Below are 19,216 nucleotides of genomic sequence, written 5' to 3' on the forward strand. Positions count from 1 at the left end.
GAGGGCGGATGATGCGCAAGACCTTGCACGATGGTTGGCGCCTGCGCGCCGTGGAAGGGCCGGTGCCCGACGTGCTCGCGGGACGGGACGTGCCTGCTCGAGTGCCCGGCAGCACCCACCTCGACCTGATGGCCGCCGGCCTCATCCCGGACCCCTACCTGGACCGCAACGAGGCGACGCTGACCTGGATGCACCGCGTCGACTGGCAGTACACGACGGCGTTCCCGGCGCAGGCGCCCCGCTCCGGTGAGCGGGTGGAGCTGGTCTTCGACGGCATCGACACGATCGCCACCGTCGAGCTGAACGGCGACGTGCTCGGCCGCACCGCCAACATGCACCGCGGCTACCGGTTCGACGTCCGGGAGTCGCTGCGGGACGGCGGCAACGACCTGACCGTTACGCTGAGATCCGCGCTCACCCACGCCGAGCAGATGGAGCAGGGACTCGGCTGGCGGCAGCGGGCCTACCCCCACCCGTACAACGCCATCCGCAAGATGGCCTGCTCGTTCGGCTGGGACTGGGGACCAGACCTTCAGACCGCCGGCCTGTGGAAACCCGTACGGCTGGAGCGTTGGGACACCGCCCGCCTGGCCCAGGTGCGTCCCCTGGTCACCGTCGAGGCCGGCGGCACCGGCCGCGTCGACGTACACCTGGAACTGGACCGCGCCTCCGACCGCGACTACACCGCGGTCGTGGCCGTCGGCGACCACGCGGAACGGGTGACGGTCTCCGGCGACGCCGCGCACGTCACCGTCCTCGTGCCCGACGCACGGCTGTGGTGGCCGGTCGGCTACGGCGACCAGCCGCTGTACGAGCTGACCGTCACGCTCCTGGCCGACGGCGAGCCGGTGGACACCGACCGGCGCCGGATCGGGTTCCGCACGGTCACCGTGGACACCGAGCCGGACGAGATCGGTACGCCGTTCACCTTCGTCGTCAACGGCAAACGCGTCTTCGCCAAGGGCGCCAACTGGATCCCCGACGACCACTTCCTCAGCCGGATCACCCCGGAGCGGCTGGCCCGCCGGATCGACCAGGCCGTCGAGGCGAACATGAACATGCTGCGGGTCTGGGGCGGCGGCATCTACGAAACCGACGACTTCTACGACGCCTGCGACGAACGCGGCGTGCTGGTCTGGCAGGACTTTCCCTTCGCCTGCGCGTTCTACGCCGAAGAGGAGCCGCTGCGCGGCGAGGTCGAGGCCGAGGCCCGGGAGAACATCACGCGGCTCGTTGCCCACCCGTCGCTCGTGTTGTGGAACGGCAACAACGAGAACCTCGTCGCCTACACCGACTGGGGCTGGCAGGACAGCCTGGACGGGCGCAGCTGGGGCGTCGGCTACTACACCGAGCTGCTACCCAAGCTCGTCGCCGAGCTGGACCCCACCCGCCCGTACGCGCCCGGCAGCCCGTACAGCCCCGGCGACCTGCCACCCAACGACGCCTACCACGGCACCCGCCACGAATGGGACGTCTGGAACCGGGTGGACTACACCCACTACCGCGACCACATCCCGCGGTTCTGCGCCGAGTTCGGCTTCCAGGGGCCACCCACCTGGGCCACCCTTACCCGATGGGTCCACGATCAGCCGCTGACGCCCACCTCACCGGCGTTCCTGCTCCACCAGAAGGCCGATGACGGCAACGGCAAACTGCACCGCGGCCTCGCCCCCCACCTGCCGGTCCCGGACGACTTCGAGCAGTGGCACTGGGCGACCCAGCTCAACCAGGCCCGCGCGGTGGCCTTCGGCATCGAACACTTTCGCTCGTGGTGGCCACAGACCGCGGGGGCCCTCGTCTGGCAGCTCAACGACTGCTGGCCGGTCACCTCATGGTCCGCTGTGGACAGTGACGGACGACCCAAGCCGCTCCACTACGCGATCAAGCATGCGTTCGCGCCACGCCTGCTGACCGTACAGCCCCGTGACGGAAGGCCCACCCTGGTCGCGGTCAACGACCACGACCGCCCCTGGACGGGGACGGTCCTCGCGACGCGACAGACCTTCGCCGGCGACGTGCTCGCCACGGCTGAGCTGCCGCTCAGCGTGCCGGCCAGGTCAACCGCCCTGCTGGATCTGGCCGACGACTTGCTCAAGCCCGTCGACGTGCGAAGCGAGGTGCTGGTCGCGACCGCTGGGGATGCCCGTGCCCACCATTTGTTCGCCGAGGACCGCGACCTCGCGTATCTCCCGGCGCCGTTCACGGCCACGGTCACACCTGTGGCACGCGGCTACCGGGTCGACGTACGGGCCACCTCGTACGTCCGGGATCTCGCCCTGCTGGCCGACAAGGTGGCCCCCGACGCGGTCGTCGACGACATGCTCATCTCGCTGACGGCCGGTGAAACCCACGGCTTCTTCGTACATACATCGGCGAGCCTACGCGAACCGTCCACTTTGCTGCGTCCTCACATCCTCCGCTGTGCCAACGCCTTGGCGTAGATGACGGCTTGGATCAGAAGGCGGGCGGCGTGGGGCTGGTCGGTGTGAGGATGCCGCCGGCTCGGGTGCGGACCGCGTGTGCCGCTCGTGCGGCGTCGCGGACCACCTTGTCGACGTCGTGGCTGACCATCTCCCGGTTCCGTTTGACGATCCGGCCGTCGATGAGGACGGTGTCGATGTTCGCCGGGGTCGCGGAGCGGACGAGGGTGGATTCCAGGTCGCCGATCGGTGCGATGTTGATGTCGTCGGCGCGGATCAGGAGGATGTCCGCGCGCTTGCCGGGCGTTATAGAGCCGGTCGTCGCATCGAGGCCGAGAGCGCGTGCTCCGTTGATGGTGGCCATCTCGATGACCTGATGGAAGACGACGGCCGGCAGGTTGGCGGTGTCCGTCCCGAGGTACGGGATGCCGAGGTTCCACGCCACGTTCATGGACTCGAACATGTTGATCGGCGCGAGGGAGCTGGCGTCGAAGGAAAGCGAGACGGTAATGCCGGCGGCCAGCATGCGCAGCAGTTGACCGTGGAAGCCGCCGGCCGTGCCCAGCCGCAGTTCGGAGTGGACCGAGAAGCTCACGGGCGCCTTGGTCCGCAGCATCGCCTGCCGATCCGCCTCGTCGAACGGCAGGGCGTGGCACAGCAGGAAGTCCGGTCCGAGAAAGCCCATCCGCTCGAGGTCCGCCGCGCGTACCGCCGTGGTCGGTCCCTGACCTGAATGCACAGAGATGGGCAGCTGGCGTTTCTTGACCTCGGTCATCTCGACGAGGAAGTTTTGCAGCTGGCCGGGGCCGCGCAGGTTGACGCCGAGGTGTACCAGTCCGTCGAAGGGTGACTTTGGGCCGAACCAGGTGGCCCGTACCCGGTCGATGTCGGCGAAGTCTATTGGCTGGGTGGCCGGTTGGCCGTCGCGGTGCCCGTACGAGTAGCGGGCCCGGACCAGACCGTCGGCGTGGGCGTGGAGCTCGGCGTCGGCGTACTCGGGCCCGCGTACGTTGTGCGCCCAGTTGTTGACCGTGGTGATGCCGGCGCTGGCGCATTCGACGAGTCCAAGCAGGACGCTGTGGTAGAAGTCGTCCGGTGTGTACGCGGCGACGGTCGCCGATTTAGCGGCGAAGTACTCGAACCCGGTGGAGACGAAGTTGCGGCCTAAGGCGCTCCACATGTGGTAGTGCGTTTCCACGAAGCCCGGCATGGCGATCATTCGGGACGCGTCGATGACCTGGGCGCCGCGGACCCGCAGGTGGCGGCCGACCTGGATGATCCGGCCGTCGCGGACCTCGATGTCGGCCACGGCCCGGTTGCCGATCAAAGGGTCGACGGACACCAGGGCGGCGCCCTTGATGAGGTAGTGGCCGCGTCCGGGGCGTTCGCCGGGCTTGCGGGCGCCAACAAGGTCCGGCTTGCGCGAACCCGCGGCGGCGGTCGGTGCGGCGGCGAGTGGAGCGGCGGCCGCCGCCCCGACCGAGACGAGCAGAGTACGGCGCCCGAGCCCGTGGGCCGGCAACGGGCGGCCGCAGTCGTCGACGACCGCCGTGTTTGCTGGACCGTCCGGGGGGCCGTCCGCGGGTGGGGTGCCCGACCTTGTCGTGATCAACATGCCCGGACGGTAAGGACCGGCGGTTTCCGACGTGTCACTGATCTTGGACAACCGCATGAACCGTCCGCCTCACCGCGGCGCCGGCGCTGATTCCTTTGCCCGACGATGTTAGTGCCTCCCGCGCGTGCGTGCAGGATGGGTTGGGCTGGTGTCGCAGGATCACGCTTTGACGGCGAGCACGGGCGTGTGTGCCTCCATGAGCACGCGTTGGGCGCTGCTGCCGAGGACGAACTTGCCGACGGCGGTCCGCCGCCGCAGCCCGATGACAGTTACTTCGACGCCGGGTTCGCTGGAGGCGTCGATGAGGTCATCGGCGGCGGAATGCCCGTCGACCGGTTGCCGGATTTCGACCTCCACGGCCGCCGCGGCGCTGTCCGCACGGAGCCGGTCCAGGTCGGCTTGGCTCGCGAGGGCCGCATCGACCTGGGCGCCGGCGCGGGCTGAGTTGACGATGACGAGGCCGGTGGACCGTCTTGCCGCCTCCGCGAGCGCGTACGCGAAAGCCGCGTTTCCCTCCGGGGTGGGCAGGTAGCCAAGCAGCACGCTCATCGGGGTCCTTTCTGCGTCAGGAGGTGATCTCCACCCCGTCGATACGGTGAACCGCGGCGAAGTCGCTGAGGCTCAGACCGAGTCCTGGGCGGTGGGGTACGAGCATGTGGCCGTCGCGCAGTTCGAGACGTTCGTTCCAGAGGGGTTCGAGCCACTCGAAGTGTTCGACCCACGGCTGGTGCGGGTAAGCCGCGGCCAGGTGCAGGTGGATTTCCATCGCGAAGTGGGGCGCCATGCGCAGTCCCGCGTGGTCGGCGAGGGCCGCGACGCGCAGGAAGGGGGTGATGCCTCCGACACGTGGCGCGTCGGGTTGGACGAAGTCCGCCGCGCCCGCCTGGATCAGTGTCCAATGCTCGGCGACGCTGGTGAGCATCTCCCCGGTGGCGATGGGTGTGTCCAGCGAGGCGGCGAGGGCGGCGTGGCCCTGGGCGTCGTACGCGTCCAGCGGCTCCTCGATCCACTCCAGATTGAACTGTTCCAGGGTGCGGCCGATGCGTCGGGCGGTCGCGCGGTCCCACTGCTGGTTGGCGTCGACCATCAGCGTCACATCGTCGCCGAGCCGCTCCCGTACGGCCGCCAGCCGTCGCAGATCGGCTTTCGCGTCGGGCTGACCGACTTTGATCTTGATGCCGCCGATGCCGCGGGACAGCGCCTGTTCTGCGTTGTCGAGCAGTTCGTCCAACGGTGTGGACAGGAAACCGCCGGAGGTGTTGTAGCAGCGCACGGCGTCACGGTGGGCACCGAGCAGCTTGGCCAGTGGCAGGCCGGCGCGTTTGGCCTTGAGGTCCCACAACGCGATGTCGGTCGCGGCGATCGCCTGGGTGGCCAGGCCGCTGCGTCCGACGGATGCGCCGGCCCATACCAGCTTCGTCCACAGTCGAGCGATGTCGTTGGGGTCTTCGCCGATGAGCTCCGGCGCGACCTCGCGGGCGTGGGCATACAGGCCCGGGCCGCCAGCGCGTTTGGAGTAGCTGAACCCCAGGCCCTGGTGTCCGTCCGACGTGCCGATCTCGGCGACCAGCACGGCGACCTCGGTCAGTGGCTTCTGCCTGCCGGTGAGCACCTTGGCGTCGCTGATCGCCGTCTTGAGGGGCAGCCGGACAAGGCTGAGTCGGATGCGGTCGATGCGGTCGGTGCCGCCTGCTGGCGTAGGCGCCGGCTGGAACGGCTGAGTGCTGTGGGTCGTCATGGGTTCCGTTCCGTCGAAGTGCTGGAGGCCGGGCTATACCTGCCTTGTTTCACGGGCGATTCGGGCCGCCTGGCGGTTGCGGACCATGCGCAGGAGCGGGATGACGACGACGGTCAGCACCAGCACGGCGACAAGGACGGCCGACACCGGACGCTGGAAGAATCCGAGGACATCGCCGTCGAACAGGCGCATCGACCGGCGGAATGATGCTTCGAGGAGCTTGCCGAGCACGAAGGCGAGCACGAAGGGTCCGGGTTCGAAGCCGAGCTTCTTCATGCCGTAGCCGAGGATGCCGAGCGCGACGACGAGGAACATGTCGAAGGCGTTGTTTCTGATGCTGTAGACGCCGATCATCGTGACCAGCACGGTCAGCGGCGCCAGGATGCCCGCGCGGACCCTCAGCAGCCGCACGAACACGCCGATGAGTGGGATGCTGAGCAGCAGCAGGATGATGTTGCCCAGGTACATGGAGTTGACGACGCCCCAGAACACGTCGGGATGGTCGACGATCAGCTGTGGTCCGGGCGGGATGCCCTGCAACAGCAGGGCTCCAAAGAGGACGGCCATGGTGGCGTTGGCGGGGATGCCGAGCGTCAACAGGGGAATGAACGAGGACGTCGCCGCGGCGTTGTTGGCGCTTTCCGGACCGGCGACCCCCTCGATCGCGCCCTTGCCAAACCGGGACGGGTCTTTGGCGGAGCGCTTCTCCACGGCGTACGCCACGAGCGAGGACATCGTGGCGCCGCCGCCGGGCAGCACGCCGAGGACGAAACCGACGATCGAGCCGCGCAGGATCGCCATCCGGGACTGGAGCCACTCCAGTCGTCGCGGGATGGCGCGGCCGAAGGAGAGCACCGCCGGTTGTGGCCGCAGCCGGTGTTCGAGGTTGTAGAGGATCTCGCCGACGCCGAATACGCCCATCGCGACGATGACGAAGTCGATGCCGTCGGACAGTTGGTCGCTGCCGAACGTGAACCGCGGAGTGCCCACGAGCGGGTCCAGGCCCACCGTGGCGAGCAGGAGCCCGACGCCGGCGGCCGCGACACTCTTGATGAGCGCGCCGTTTCCGAGGGTGGCGACCAGGAAGATGCCGATCAGCGCCAGGACGGTGTATTCGGCTGGCCCGAACTCCAGTGCGGCGTCGGCGACGAGCGGGGCGATGAACGTCAGCAAAACGATCGAGGCGGTCCCGCCGATGAACGAGCCGATCGCCGCGATCCCGAGCGCGGAGCCGGCCTTGCCCTGGCGGGCCATCTGATGCCCGTCCAGCGCGGTGACCACAGTGGACGCTTCGCCGGGAAGCTTGAGCAGGACCGAGGTGATGGTGCCGCCGTACTGGGCGCCGTAGAAGATGCCGGCGAGCATGATGACGGCTGGCGCCGGCTCGATGTTGTAGGTGATGGGCAGCAGGATCGCGATGGTGGCGGCCGGGCCGAGGCCGGGCAGCACGCCCACCAGCATGCCCAGGGTCACGCCGATCACGCAGTACAGGATGTTCTGCGGCTCGAACACGACCTCGAACCCGGACAGCACGGAACCGAAGTCCATGTCAGCTCCCGATCAGGTGCGGCAGCGGCACGCCGAGCCCGGTGATGAACAGCAGGTACGCGGCCACGGTGGCCAGCACCGACACCACGGCGGTGACCCGCCAACTCTCCCCGCCCAGAAACCGCAGCCACAGTGCCAGCAGCAGCACGGTGGGTATCTCGAAGCCGATCAGTTCGAACAGGTAGGCGTAGATCGCCAGGCTGGCCGCACCGATGACGACGGCCGTGGTACCGCGGGTGAAGGCTTCGGTGTCGCGTGCCGCGCGGGCCCGGACCGCGATGGTGGCGCCGGCGCCGATCAGCAGCACCGCGACGATGCTCGGCCACAGCCCTGGTCCGGGGTCGGCGAGGGCGCCGAAGCCGAGAGCGCGGGCGTACCACAGGGTGGCCAGGCCGAGCGCGACGGGGATCGCGCCGGCGATGGCGGACAGGGCCGGGCCCCCGGTCGGGGGCCCGGCCTCGTCGGACGCCTCGGTTGGCGTGGACTGCTCGACGGTCATGACTTGAAGGTGAGGCCGAACTTCTGCGTCAGGGACGCGAACTGCGCGGCGGAGTCCGTCAGGTGCTGGCGCGCCTCTTGGTCGGAGACCTCCCAGCGCGCCATGTAGTTGTCCTTCAGGAACGTCTCGTAGGCGGGGTCCTTGCGGGCCTCGGCGAACGACTGCTCCAGCTTGGTGGAGACGGCCTCGGGCAAGCCGACCGGGGCGATGATGAACCGTCGCTGGTCGACCACGACGTCGTAGCCCTTCTCCGTGGCGGTGGGCACCTCGGGCAGGAACTCGCTGCGCTCGGTGGAGAAGATGGCCAGCGGCCGCAGCTTGCCGGCCTTGATGTGCTCCATCGTCTCGGCGAGGGAGCCGGACATGGCGTCGACCTGCTTGCCCAGCAGTGCCGTCACCGCGGGCGCGCCGCCGTCGAACGGCACGTCGGTCGCCTTGGTGCCGGCACCCTTGAACAGCAGCGCCTGGGACAGCTGGCCGCCGGTGCCCACGCCCGGGGTCGCGTACTTCACCGATGGCGCCTTCACCAGGTCCTCGACCGTCTGGTGCGGCGATTGCGCGTTGACGACCAGGACGTAGTCCTCCTGGACCAGCGTCGTGACGATCTCCATCTTGTCAGGCTGGATCGCGGTGGGATCCTTGACGACCAGCGGCGTGATCGCGAACAGTGACTTGACCGCCAGCGCGATGTTGTAACCGTCCGGCGACGAGGCCAGCACCTCCTTGCCGCCTACCGCACCGTTGGCACCGGGTTTGTTGGCGATGACGATCGACTGCCCGAGCGGCTTCTCGGCGGCCTTCGCGACGGCGCGGCTGATCAGGTCGCCGCTGCCGCCGGCCGCGAACGGCACGGTGAAGTTGACGGCCCGCGTGGGGTAGTCACTGCCGGCGTCGTCGCTACCACCCTTGACACCGCCGCAGGCGGCGACGGGCAGGATGGACACCGCTGCGAGGGCGGCCAGGACGCGGCGGCGGGTATAGGACTCACTCATGACGACTCCTAGAAGAGAGCGGACAGACAGGGTCGCTTGGGGTCGAACGTCCAGTTCGGGATGAGGTACTGCATGGCGACGGCGTCGTCACGGGCGCCGAGGCCCTGCTTCAGGTACAGCTCGTGCGCCGCCTCCACCCTCTCCAGGTCGAGGTCGACGCCGAGTCCCGGTGCGGTCGGCACCGCGATGGCGCCGTCGCGAATGGACAGCGGGTTCTTGGTGAGCCGCTGGCCGTCCTGCCAGATCCAGTGCGTGTCGATGGCCGTGATGTCGCCGGGCGCCGCCGCGGCGACGTGTGTGAACATGGCCAGCGACACGTCGAAGTGGTTGTTGGAGTGGGATCCCCAGGTCAGGCCCCATGCGTCGCAGACCTGGGCGACGCGCACCGCCCCGCTCATGGTCCAGAAGTGCGGGTCGGCGAGCGGGATGTCCACCGCGTTGGCGCGGACGGCGTGTCCCAGCTCCCGCCAGTCGGTGGCGACCATGTTGGTGGCGGTACGCAGTCCGGTGGCGCGCCGGAACTCGGCCATCGTCTCGCGGGCGGAGTAGACACCCTCGGCGCCACAGGGATCTTCGGCGTACGCGAGCACTCCGTCCAAGCCTCGGCACAGCGCGATCGCGTCGCGCAGCAGCCAGCCGCCGTTCGGGTCGACGGTGATACGAGCGTCCGGGAAGCGGGCGGCCAGGGCGGCCACCGCTTCTGCCTCCAGCGGGCCGGGCAGCACCCCGCCTTTGAGTTTGAAGTCGGAAAATCCGTAGCGGTTCTGGGCGGCCTCGGCTTGGGCGACGATGGCCTGCGGTGTCAGGGCCGGTTCGTCACGCAGTCGCAGCCAGGGGTCGGCGGTGTCCGCGGCGGAGCGGTACGGCAGATCGGTCCGGGTGCGGTCGCCGACGAAGAACAGATATCCCAGGGTCGGTACTGAGGTCCGCTGTTGCCCGTCGCCGAGCAGCGCGGCGACGGGCACCTCCAGGAACTGCCCGAGCAGGTCCAGCAACGCCGCCTCCAGGGCGGTAACGGCGTGGATGGTGGTGCGAAGGTCGTAGGTCTGCTGGCCGCGCCCGCTCCCGTCGCGGTCGGCGAACCGGCTCCGTACCTCACCGAGAACAGCGTGATGCTGGCCGATCGGGCGGCCGACCACCAGGTCGCGGCCGTCTCGGAGGGTCTGGGTGATGGCCGCCCCGCCGGGCACCTCGCCCACGCCGACATGCCCGGTCGTGTCGGTGAGGATGACCAGGTTGCGGGTGAAGAACGGGCCGTGCGCACCGCTGAGGTTGAGCAGCATCGAGTCGTACCCGGCGACCGGCACGACTCGCATGTCGGTCACGACCGGTACGGCATGGTCAGCAGGCATGGCGGTCACCTTTCAAGCCGGCCCTCGACGCGCCGCCACAGCCCTGACGGGTTGTCGTCGGTCACCGCCGGCGGCAGCAGTTCCGCGGGAACGTTCTGGTAGCTGACCGGCCGCAGGAACCGGTCGATCGCGAGCGTGCCGACCGAGGTGGTGCGGGCATCGGAGGTCGCGGGGAACGGTCCACCGTGGACGATGGCATGCCCGACCTCGACACCGGTAGGCCAGCCGTTGAACACGATGCGGCCGGCGATCAGCTCCAGTAGCGGAAGCAGACTTCGCGCCTGCTCGTGATCCTCGGCGGTCGCGTGCACGGTGGCGGTGAGCTGCCCCTCAAGCCGGTCCAGGATCTGGCATAGCTGGCCGCTGGAGGCGACCCGCACGATCAGCGCCGCCGCTCCGAAGACCTCCTCGTGCAGCATCGGGTTGGCCAGGAACGTGGCGCCGTCGGTGACGAACAAGCCGGCGCGGCCGGCGGCGGCAATCGTGTCGTCGTCTTCGCCTTCGGCGGCGACGGTCACCCCACTGGCGGTGCGGAGCCGCTCGACGCCGTCGGCGAACGCGGCGTGGATGCTCGCGCTCAGCATCGGCGCCGCCGGGGTGGCTCGCACCGCGTCGCTGGCCGCGGCCAGGAACTCGCTGAAGCCGTCGCCGTCCGGGACGAAAACCAGGCCGGGGCAGGTGCAAAGCTGGCCGGCGCCCGTGGTGAGCGAGCCGACCAGCGCCAAGCCGAGCGCCGCACCGCGCTCGGCCAACGCGCCCGGCAGTACGAATACCGGATTGACGCTCGACATTTCGGCGTAGACGGGGATGGGTTGGGGGCGGGCGGCTGCCGCCGCGACCAGGGCGAGGCCGCCGGCGCGGGACCCGGTGAACCCGACCGCTTGGACGCGTGGATGGGTGACCAGGTCGGTGCCGAGCCCGGGGCCGTCACCGAACAGCAGCGAAAAGGTGCCTTCGGGCAGTTCGTGCTCCTCGACCGCGGCCTTGACCGCGCGGCCGACCAGCTCGGACGTGCCGGGGTGCGCGCTGTGTGCCTTGACGATCACGGGTGCGCCGGCCGCGAGCGCCGACGCGGTGTCTCCGCCGGCCACCGAGAAGGCCAGCGGGAAGTTGCTCGCGCCGAAGACCGCCACCGGGCCCAGGGGAACGCGCCGCTGCCTGATGTCTGGCCGTGGCAGCGGGATCCGGTCGGGTCGGGCCGGGTCGATCCGTACGCCTTGCCAGCTGCCTTCGCGTACGAGCTCGGCGAACAGCCGCAGCTGCCCGCACGTGCGGGCGCGCTCGGACTCCACCCGGGCCTGCGGGAGTCCGGTCTCGCGGCGCACCCGGTCGATCAGGTCGTTGCCGAGCGCTTCGATGTTCGCCGCGATCGTGTCCAGGAACGCGGCCCGCCGCGGCAGGTCGCTGTCGCGGTAGCCGGCGAACGCCGCCCAGGCCAGCTCCGCCGCACGGTCGACCTCCTCGGTGCCGCCCAGCCCGTATGCCGGTTCCATCGCCTGCCCGGTGCGCGGGTCGACCGCCCGGACCTCGCCCTTGCCGCCGCGGATCTCGCTGCCACCGATCAGCATCGCGCCGGTCAGAACGCTGGTCACAGGTATCACCCCAGCTTCTCGATCAGGGCCGTCAGCTTGATCATCTCTTCGTCGGTCAGATCCGTCAGCGGCGGTCGGACCGGTCCGGCGGGTCGGCCGATCGCGCGCATACCCGCCTTAACGATCGACACCGCGTAGCCCGGCCGCCTGTTCCTGATCTCCACCAGCGGCAGTACGAAGTCGTTGAGCCGGCCATAGACGCCCGCCCGATCCCGGGCCCGCACCGCGTCGTAGAACTCGAGCGCGAACTTCGGCACGAAATTGAAGATCGCTGAGGAGTACGTGGTCACCCCGAGTTCCAGGTACGGCAGGGCGAACGTCTCGGCGGTCGGCAAGCCCCCGATGTAGAGCAACCGGTCACCCACCGTCGCGTACAGGCGCGTCATCAGCTCGATATCACCCACGCCGTCCTTGAACCCCACCAGGTTGGGGCAGGTGCCGACGAGCCTCTCGATGGTCGGCACACTGAACGCGGCGTTGGCGCGGTGGTAGACGATCACGCCCAGCGAGGTGGCCGCACAGATCGCCTCCACATGCGCGGCCAACCCGTCCTGGCTCGCCTCGGTCAGGTACGGCGGGAACAGCAGGATCGCATCCGCACCGGCCGCCTCGGCGTCGCGGGCCATCTCGACCGCCTGAGCCGTGCCGTACCCGGCGGGACCGATGATCGGGACCGTCCCCGCGGTCTCCTGGACGGCGGCGCGCAACACCCGCCCCACCTCGCCGATCGTCAACGAGAAGAACTCACCGGTGCCACCCGCGACGAACAGGCCAGCCGCCGGATGGGACGACAGCCAGCCCAGGTTGTCGCGGTAAGACGCCTCGTCGAAATCCAGTTCGGCCGTGAAGTGGGTGACCGGGAAAGACAACAGCCCGGTACCCAGCGCGTGCCGGATCTCTTCCGGGGCGTATCGCGTCATGACGTCGAACTCCGTTTCGATGAGGTGACCGGTACGTTAAGCGGACAAGGCCATACCGATCCAACACAGATTTGGCATCGCCCAATACCTTTCAGGCATCATGCTGGGGGCGTCGATGTACACGCTTGATCAACTTCGGGGTTTCGTAGCCGTCGCCGAGGAGGGGCACGTCGGGCGGGCGGCCACCCGACTCCAGATGACGCAGCCGCCGCTGAGCCGTCAGATACAGCGGCTCGAGCGCGGCATCGGCATCGTGCTGTTCGACCGCACCCCCACCGGCGTGACGCTCACCCCCGCGGGTCGCGTGTTTCTCGACGAGGCACGCCGCGTGCTACACCTCGCGGCGGCCGCACCTCTCCTCGCCCGGCGAGTGGCCGCCGGGACGGCCGGAACCATCCGGATCGGGTTCACTGCCGTCTCAGCGCTGACCGTGCTCGGACATTGGATCGCCGTAGCCGCGAAGCATCTACCCGAAGTCGACCTGGTCCTGCACGAGATGGTCACCCACGCTCAACTCGACGCCATCCTGGCCGGCGAGATCGAGGTGGGACTGGTGCGCCAGGTGCCGCAGTCCGAGGTGCTCTCGTCCCGACTGGCCCACACCGACTCGCTCGTGCTGGCGGCGCCCCGCGGACACCCGCTCACCGCCCTCGGCCGACCACCTCGCCTCGCCGACATCGCACACCATGACGTGGTGACATACTCGCCGTCCGAGGCGTGGTACTTCTACGAACTCGTCGTCGCGGCCTTCCACCGTGCTCAACTCAGGCCCCGGTACGTGCAGCACATCAGCCAGATCCACACCGTCCTGGCCGTCGTGAACGCCGGGCTCGGTGTGGCTCTCGTGCCACGGTCGGCCTCCGCGCTCCGGTTGCAGAACCTCACCTTCCTGGAAGTCGAAGACCTTCCGGACGACACCGTGACGCTGCACTGCGTCTGGCGTACCACGCACGAGAATCCGGCGCTGACAGCGCTCCTGGAGCGGGTAGCGAACGAGAAATAGGCACATGCCAATGAGGTATCGGTCGATACCAAACCTGTGTTTGATCGGCATGACAGACCACGCTTAACGTACCGGTCACCAGTTCGAAACAGAGTTCGGCCATCGATTGGTCCGGACGTATCACGGTTACCCGGGCGGCATCCGCGAGCGTGCCGTCGGCCTTGCAGGAATCCGCATCAGGCGGGCGGCTTGGCCAGTCAACTCGAGGGTCACGGGCAACGCCACCCCGACCCGACCACCGACGTCGCGCGCCGGAACGCGTTTCTGTGCGCACAACGCGTGAATGATCTTGGTTTCTCGTTTGGAGGTCCCCATGGGTCAGGAGTCGATCAACCGCAGGGCATTGATCCAGCTAGGTGGGGTGGCCGCGGCCGGCGCGGGGACGGGGGGACTGCTTGGCCCGCCGTCCCCCGCACAGGCAGCTGGCGGAGACCGCCACCGGCCACCCCGCAGGCTCAAGATGTACGTCGGTACCCAGCGCCGCGCCTCGACACCGGCCGTACTGCGCGAATTCACCCGGCACGGCGTGACCCACTGGGTCGGCTACCCGCCCGCCCCTCCCCTGGCAGAGGGCCGTGGCTACTGGCTGCCGTCCGAGGTCGAGCAGACCCGCGAATTCGCCGAGCAGAACGGCGTCACCCTCGACATGGTTGCCCTACCGATGCTGACCTCGTCGCACATCGACCGCGACCCGCGGCCAGCGATCATGCTCGCGAAAAGTCCCGAACGTGACAAGGACATCGACGACATCCACCGGATGATCGAGGCGTGCGCGATCGCCGGCGTGCCGGCCTTCAAATACAACATGAGCCTTCTGGGGGTTCTGCGCACCGGCGAGGTCCCCGGCCGCGGCGGATCCTTGTACGGGCAGTTCCGGGCCGCCGACCTTCCCAAGAACGAGCCGCTGACCCGTGCCGGCGTCGTCGACGCGGACGCCTTCTGGGAACGCATCGACTACTTCATCCAGCGGGTGATCCCCGTCGCCCACCACTTCAAGGTGCGCGCGGCATGCCACCCACAGGACCCAGGAACGCCGCCCGGCGGCTACCGCGGCATCACCAACGTCCTGAGCGTCCCCGGCGGCAAGGGCCTGTTCACCTTCCTGTCCCTCCACAAAAGCCCCTACCACGGACTCAACCTCTGTGTCGGCACCCTGGCCGAGATGCTGTGGAACCCCCAGCGAGAGATCTACGACATCGTGCGCCGGCTGGCCCGGACCAAGCGGCTGTTCAACATCCATCTGCGCAACATCAAGGGCCGCCGCGACGACTTCATGGAGGTGTGGCCGGACGAAGGCGACATCGACCACGCCCGCGTCATCCGCATCCTGGCCGAGGAAGGCTACGCGTACAACGTGGACCCGGACCACGTTCCCGACCACCCGGACGACCCAGGCGGCAAACAGGCGTACGCCCACGGATACGGCTACCTGCGCGCCCTGATGCAGGCGGTCGAGAGCACCCTCGACCGCTAACGAGGAGACGACACTGTGAAACGAATAGGCACCGCCGTGGTGGCCGTCGCCTGTCTGACCGGGCTTACCTTCGCCGCCCCCTCCGCCGCGTCGTCCGCCCCTCCCACCGAGCCGGGCCTGCGACCGCTGCTGGACCAAACGCTGGTGGTCGACGGCATCACCAGGCAGTACGCCGTGTACGTCCCGAGCCAACAGCCCGTTTACCGTGTCGCGGACCCCAAGGACAACCCGATCGTGGTGATCCTGCACCCGGACGGCGAAACCGCCCATGAATACGCGCTGCGCACCCAGTGGTCACGGGTCGCCGAGGAGGAAGGCTTCATCGCCGCCTTCCCCACCGCCCAGAACGGCACGTGGAACGCCCACCTGGACCCGGGCCGGCCCGACGACATCGGTTTCGTCACCGCCGTAACAGACGCTGTCCGCGGCGCCTACCAAGGCAGCTCCGTCAACGTGTACATCGTCGGCGAAGGCACCGGCGCGGCCGTCGCCAACGAGGTCGCCGCCATCAACTCACCCAAGTACGTCGCCGTCGCCAGCCTCACCGGCGGCGCGCCCGCCGACTTCTACCAGACCGCCAGCACCCGCCTGCGAAATACCACGATGGCGAGCTGGACATTCGTCAACGGTCGCCTCAGCGGTGACGAACACCGGCAGATCGAGTACTGGAAACACGCCAACAAGGTCAACCCACGGCCTCAACACGAACACGGGAGAGACTTCAGCACCACCATCTACCGCAACCCCAACAATCCGCTGGCCCAGGTCCGCGTCTCCTACCTACGCAGCCCGTCCGCGCTCGGCGGCACCAGCGTGGCGCGAGCGGTATGGCGCGGCATGTTCCACCCGACCCTGCGCTTCACCGACCAGGACTCCACCAACGGACGCCTCGTCCCGTTCCAGACCGCCAGACAGATGCGGCTGACCGAGCACACCGCCAGCATCGCCGGCCAAACCCGCCGCTGGCTGGTCTACCTTCCCACCAACTACCGCAAGCTGACCAACCATGGCCGCAAACTCCCCCTTGTGCTCGCCTTCCATGGCCGCAACGGATCCGGCCGCTACATGGCCCAGCAAACCGGCTGGCACCAGGTCGGCGAAGCGCGCGGCTTCATCGTCGTCTACCCGCAAGCCGAACCAGCCACCGGACCCAACATCGGCTTCAGCGGAAGCATCGACGCGGCCAACCCCGACGTCTCCTTCACCCTCGACGTCCTCGCCGACCTCTCCGCCCGCTTCGCCGTTGACACCACCAGAGTCATCGTCACCGGCGTCTCCCAAGGTGCGGCCTTCACCAACCGACTCGCCGTGCAATACCCCCAGCTGTTCGCCGCGATCGCACCCTGCTACTCCGGACATCTCAACGCAGCCAGCTACAGCGACCCCATCGTGCGCACCGACGTACCCCTACCCGTGTGGCAATGCCGCGGCGTCAACGAGGTACCCACCGACTACCCTGGCGGCACCGCCGGCGAAGCCACCGCGAGAGTCTTCTGGCGGGAAACCGTCAACAAGAACACCGCACCACCAACCGTCGAGGTCGACGGCAGATACACCACCGACATCTACCACGACGGCGCCGCCGAGTATCGCTGGACCGTCAACGGCGACATCGGCCACTTCTGGCCCAAAAACCTGGGCTTCAAGCTATGGGACGACTTCCTGGCCCACTACCGGCGCCTCCCCAACGGCAGCCTCGGCCCGGCCGCGCTCCCGGATCGATGAGACCGGGACGTGTGCGCCCTCCGTGCCCTGGGTGCCGCCGGGGCGGGTCTCGTTCAGCGTGGTCGGAACTCGATGCGCAGGATGCGGTCGTCGCCGGGTCGGGGTTCGGTGCCACCCCAGTCCATGGGGGTATGGTCGCGCGCCAAGAGAGAGTTCGGCCGTCAGATGGCGGACGAATCTCCCCCTCCTTTCCCGCGTGGTCTCTGCTTCGGTCCACCGACGACTGCTACATCTCCTGCTCCCACCAGCCGCGCGTGTCGACGTCCGCGGCGTCCGCCAGCGCCTCCAGTTCCGCGATCTGCTCGTCGGCGAGCTCGATGCCACGAGCTCGGATCATCCCGTCGATGTAACCCGCCTTCGTGACCCCGATGATCGGGGTGGTCCCCTTGGCGATGGCCCAGGCGGTGGCGACGTCGGCGGCGGACGCGCCTCGGTCCTCGCCGATCGCCGCCATCCTGTCCGTCAGCGCCTGAAGCTGGGGCAGGACGCCGTTGTACGTGGCCGCCCGGCTGCTGCCCTCCGGCAACGGATGGGCCGGGCTGTACCTGCCGCTCAACGCCCCCTGCTCGAGGACCATGTAGGAAAAGAACGGCACGTCGTGCTCGCGGCAGTGATCAAGAATGCCCGCGCGCTCAGCGGCCCGGTACAGCAGACTGTAGTGGTTCTGGACCGCCTCCACGCGGAAGCCGGCCTCGCCGAGGATCTGATCGGCGAGAGCGATCTGCTTCAGGTTGTGGTTCGAGACACCGACATGCTTGATCCTGCCGCTTTGCAGCAGCGGGATCAGAAGCGGCGTCCACCGGGCCACGTCGGCAGGGTTGTGGATCCAGTACAGATCCACATAGTCCGTACCCATCCGGTCGAGGCTCTGCTCGAGCATGTCCGCGACCGGATCGTCGCCGTCGCCCGCGGCCTGCGGGGTGAACTTCGTCGACAACTGGTACTCGCTGCGGGCGTAGCCCTTCAGCGCCTGAGCGAGGACCGACTCCGAGCGACCCATGCCGTACACCACCGCCGTGTCCCACAGCGTGAACCCGTTCGACTGCGCCTTTTCGACGACCTCTCGCAGGCCGGACGCGGTCAGCTGACTGCCGAAATAGCCGTCGCCCACCTCGCCGCTGTCTCCCCAGGCCCACGTGCCCAGCGCCACCGCCGGCACTGTCAGCGTCTTGCTCGTCATGTCCCCTACCTCCATCGCTTGTCCGTCGGCCGCGGCAACTTGTCGTGAACGCCCAGTCGACAGCTCCGCCCGAGTCACGCACGCCCACGGAACGTTCGACCCCCAGAAGACCGCGATCGCCGGCGCCGGAGAAGGTCGCGTTTATCGGGGGTACAACCTCAACCCCCCCTCGCGCCGTGACCAGCGGCTACCGTGAATGACATGGACCAGCAGCCCGGAAACCGCGGCGAAATCCGGGACTTCCTTGCCAGCCGACGCGCCAAGATCACCCCGGCGGATGCCGGACTGCCGACCAGCGCCCGTCGGCGGGTCGCCGGGCTGCGGCGCGAGGAGGTCGCCGTCCTTGCCGGCGTGAGCACGGAGTGGTACACGCGGCTGGAGAAGGGTCACATCGGCGGCGTGTCCGAAGACGTCCTTGACGCGGTCGCTCGCGCCCTGCACTTGGACGACGACGAACGCACCTACCTGTTCGACCTGGCCCGGTCATCGCGGCCCGACAGTCGCACGCCGTCGCGTCGCCGGGACGTCGAGGTCCCGCCCCGGGTCCAGTGGCTGCTGGACTCCATGACGATGTCCTCGGCGTTCGTACGCAACGGCCGCATGGACGTCGTCGCCAGCAACCCCCTGGCCCGAGCCCTCCTCACGCCGATGTTCGACAGCGCCACCGTCGACAAGCGCGGCCGCCCCAACGTCGCCCGCTACATCTTCCTCGACCCCGGTGCACACCACTTCTTCGTCGACTGGGACGCCGCCACCATCGCCACCGCCGCCCTGCTACGCGCCGAAGCCGGGCGCGAGCCCCGCGACCGGCCACTACGCGAGCTCGTCGGCGAGCTGTCCACGCTCAGCCCCGAGTTCCGCAACCGATGGGCGGCGCACGACGTCCTGATCCGCCACGACGGCATCAAACGGCTCCAGCACCCCGACGTCGGCCACCTGGAACTGACCTTCCAATCCCTCGACCTACCCCTGCCCGGCCGAGCCGTGCACGACCTGGTCATCTACACCGCCGAACCCGGCAGCACGTCCGAAGACCGACTCAAACTCCTCGCCAGCTGGGCAGCTACCCAATCCCGGACGGCACAGCCCACCCACCACTCTGCGCAGCCCGACACGCTCTGACTCCCCATCTACGCCGATGTGAGGCGCCCTTCAGCA

Annotated in this window: 15 protein-coding genes; 5 read left to right on the forward strand and 10 right to left on the reverse strand. The window is 68.7% G+C overall.

Features of this window, described 5'->3' with window-relative positions; genetic code table 11:
• Nucleotides 1–8 precede the first annotated feature (8 nt).
• Entirely contained in the window at nt 9–2,441 is a 2,433-nt protein-coding gene (locus tag ACTMTJ_RS09210) for a glycoside hydrolase family 2 protein (protein ID WP_441215711.1), read from the forward strand.
• 13 nt (nt 2,442–2,454) lie between these two features.
• Here ACTMTJ_RS09210 and ACTMTJ_RS09215 read toward each other — a convergent pair whose 3' ends face one another.
• From ACTMTJ_RS09215 to kdgD, 9 genes are all read right to left on the reverse strand, one after another.
• Nucleotides 2,455–4,035 carry an amidohydrolase family protein gene (locus tag ACTMTJ_RS09215; protein WP_441215712.1) on the reverse strand — a complete coding sequence of 527 codons (1,581 nt, stop codon included), beginning with the start codon at nt 4,033–4,035 and terminating at the stop codon, nt 2,455–2,457.
• A 159-nt stretch (nt 4,036–4,194) separates the two neighbouring features.
• Nucleotides 4,195–4,584: a universal stress protein gene (locus ACTMTJ_RS09220; RefSeq protein ID WP_441215713.1), complete on the reverse strand. Its 390-nt coding sequence runs from the start codon at nt 4,582–4,584 to the stop codon at nt 4,195–4,197.
• Nucleotides 4,585–4,600: 16 nt separating this feature from the next.
• On the reverse strand, nt 4,601–5,773 hold the full coding sequence (locus ACTMTJ_RS09225; protein WP_441215714.1) for an L-talarate/galactarate dehydratase: 1,173 nt from the start codon (nt 5,771–5,773) through the stop codon (nt 4,601–4,603).
• A 33-nt stretch (nt 5,774–5,806) separates the two neighbouring features.
• A complete protein-coding gene (locus ACTMTJ_RS09230) occupies nt 5,807–7,321 on the reverse strand; it encodes a tripartite tricarboxylate transporter permease (RefSeq protein WP_441215715.1) in 1,515 nt (504 codons plus the stop codon).
• 1 nt (nt 7,322) lies between these two features.
• Nucleotides 7,323–7,820, reverse strand: a complete 498-nt coding sequence (locus ACTMTJ_RS09235) for a tripartite tricarboxylate transporter TctB family protein (protein WP_441215716.1) — start codon at nt 7,818–7,820, stop codon at nt 7,323–7,325.
• A complete protein-coding gene (locus tag ACTMTJ_RS09240; RefSeq protein ID WP_441215717.1) occupies nt 7,817–8,812 on the reverse strand; it encodes a Bug family tripartite tricarboxylate transporter substrate binding protein in 996 nt (331 codons plus the stop codon). Before ACTMTJ_RS09240 ends, ACTMTJ_RS09235 begins: the two co-directional genes overlap by 4 nt.
• 8 nt (nt 8,813–8,820) lie before the next feature.
• Nucleotides 8,821–10,164, reverse strand: a complete 1,344-nt coding sequence (locus ACTMTJ_RS09245) for an enolase C-terminal domain-like protein (RefSeq protein WP_441215718.1) — start codon at nt 10,162–10,164, stop codon at nt 8,821–8,823.
• A gap of 5 nt (nt 10,165–10,169) precedes the next feature.
• Nucleotides 10,170–11,756, reverse strand: coding sequence for an aldehyde dehydrogenase (NADP(+)) (locus tag ACTMTJ_RS09250; protein ID WP_441215719.1), 1,587 nt, complete (start codon nt 11,754–11,756; stop codon nt 10,170–10,172).
• Nucleotides 11,757–11,761: 5 nt separating this feature from the next.
• A complete protein-coding gene (gene kdgD, locus ACTMTJ_RS09255; RefSeq protein ID WP_441215720.1) occupies nt 11,762–12,676 on the reverse strand; it encodes a 5-dehydro-4-deoxyglucarate dehydratase in 915 nt (304 codons plus the stop codon).
• Nucleotides 12,677–12,791: 115 nt separating this feature from the next.
• Between kdgD and ACTMTJ_RS09260 the strand changes: the two genes are divergently transcribed.
• From ACTMTJ_RS09260 to ACTMTJ_RS09270, 3 genes are all read left to right on the forward strand, one after another.
• Nucleotides 12,792–13,679, forward strand: coding sequence for a LysR family transcriptional regulator (locus ACTMTJ_RS09260; RefSeq protein ID WP_441215721.1), 888 nt, complete (start codon nt 12,792–12,794; stop codon nt 13,677–13,679).
• 460 nt (nt 13,680–14,139) lie between these two features.
• Nucleotides 14,140–15,153 (forward strand): mannonate dehydratase, encoded by a 1,014-nt coding sequence (locus ACTMTJ_RS09265; protein ID WP_441215722.1) that lies wholly within the window; start codon nt 14,140–14,142, stop codon nt 15,151–15,153.
• Nucleotides 15,154–15,168: 15 nt separating this feature from the next.
• Nucleotides 15,169–16,878: a PHB depolymerase family esterase gene (locus ACTMTJ_RS09270; RefSeq protein ID WP_441215723.1), complete on the forward strand. Its 1,710-nt coding sequence runs from the start codon at nt 15,169–15,171 to the stop codon at nt 16,876–16,878.
• Nucleotides 16,879–17,104: 226 nt separating this feature from the next.
• On the opposite strand, the gene ACTMTJ_RS09275 is transcribed toward ACTMTJ_RS09270, so the two are convergent.
• Nucleotides 17,105–18,058: an aldo/keto reductase gene (locus ACTMTJ_RS09275; protein WP_441215724.1), complete on the reverse strand. Its 954-nt coding sequence runs from the start codon at nt 18,056–18,058 to the stop codon at nt 17,105–17,107.
• A 201-nt stretch (nt 18,059–18,259) separates the two neighbouring features.
• On the opposite strand from ACTMTJ_RS09275, the gene ACTMTJ_RS09280 reads away from it, so the two are divergent.
• On the forward strand, nt 18,260–19,180 hold the full coding sequence (locus ACTMTJ_RS09280; RefSeq protein WP_441215725.1) for a helix-turn-helix transcriptional regulator: 921 nt from the start codon (nt 18,260–18,262) through the stop codon (nt 19,178–19,180).
• Nucleotides 19,181–19,216 lie beyond the last annotated feature (36 nt).

The organism is Phytohabitans sp. LJ34, assembly GCF_052068095.1.
In the GTDB taxonomy this organism is placed as follows: Bacteria; Actinomycetota; Actinomycetes; order Mycobacteriales; family Micromonosporaceae; genus Phytohabitans.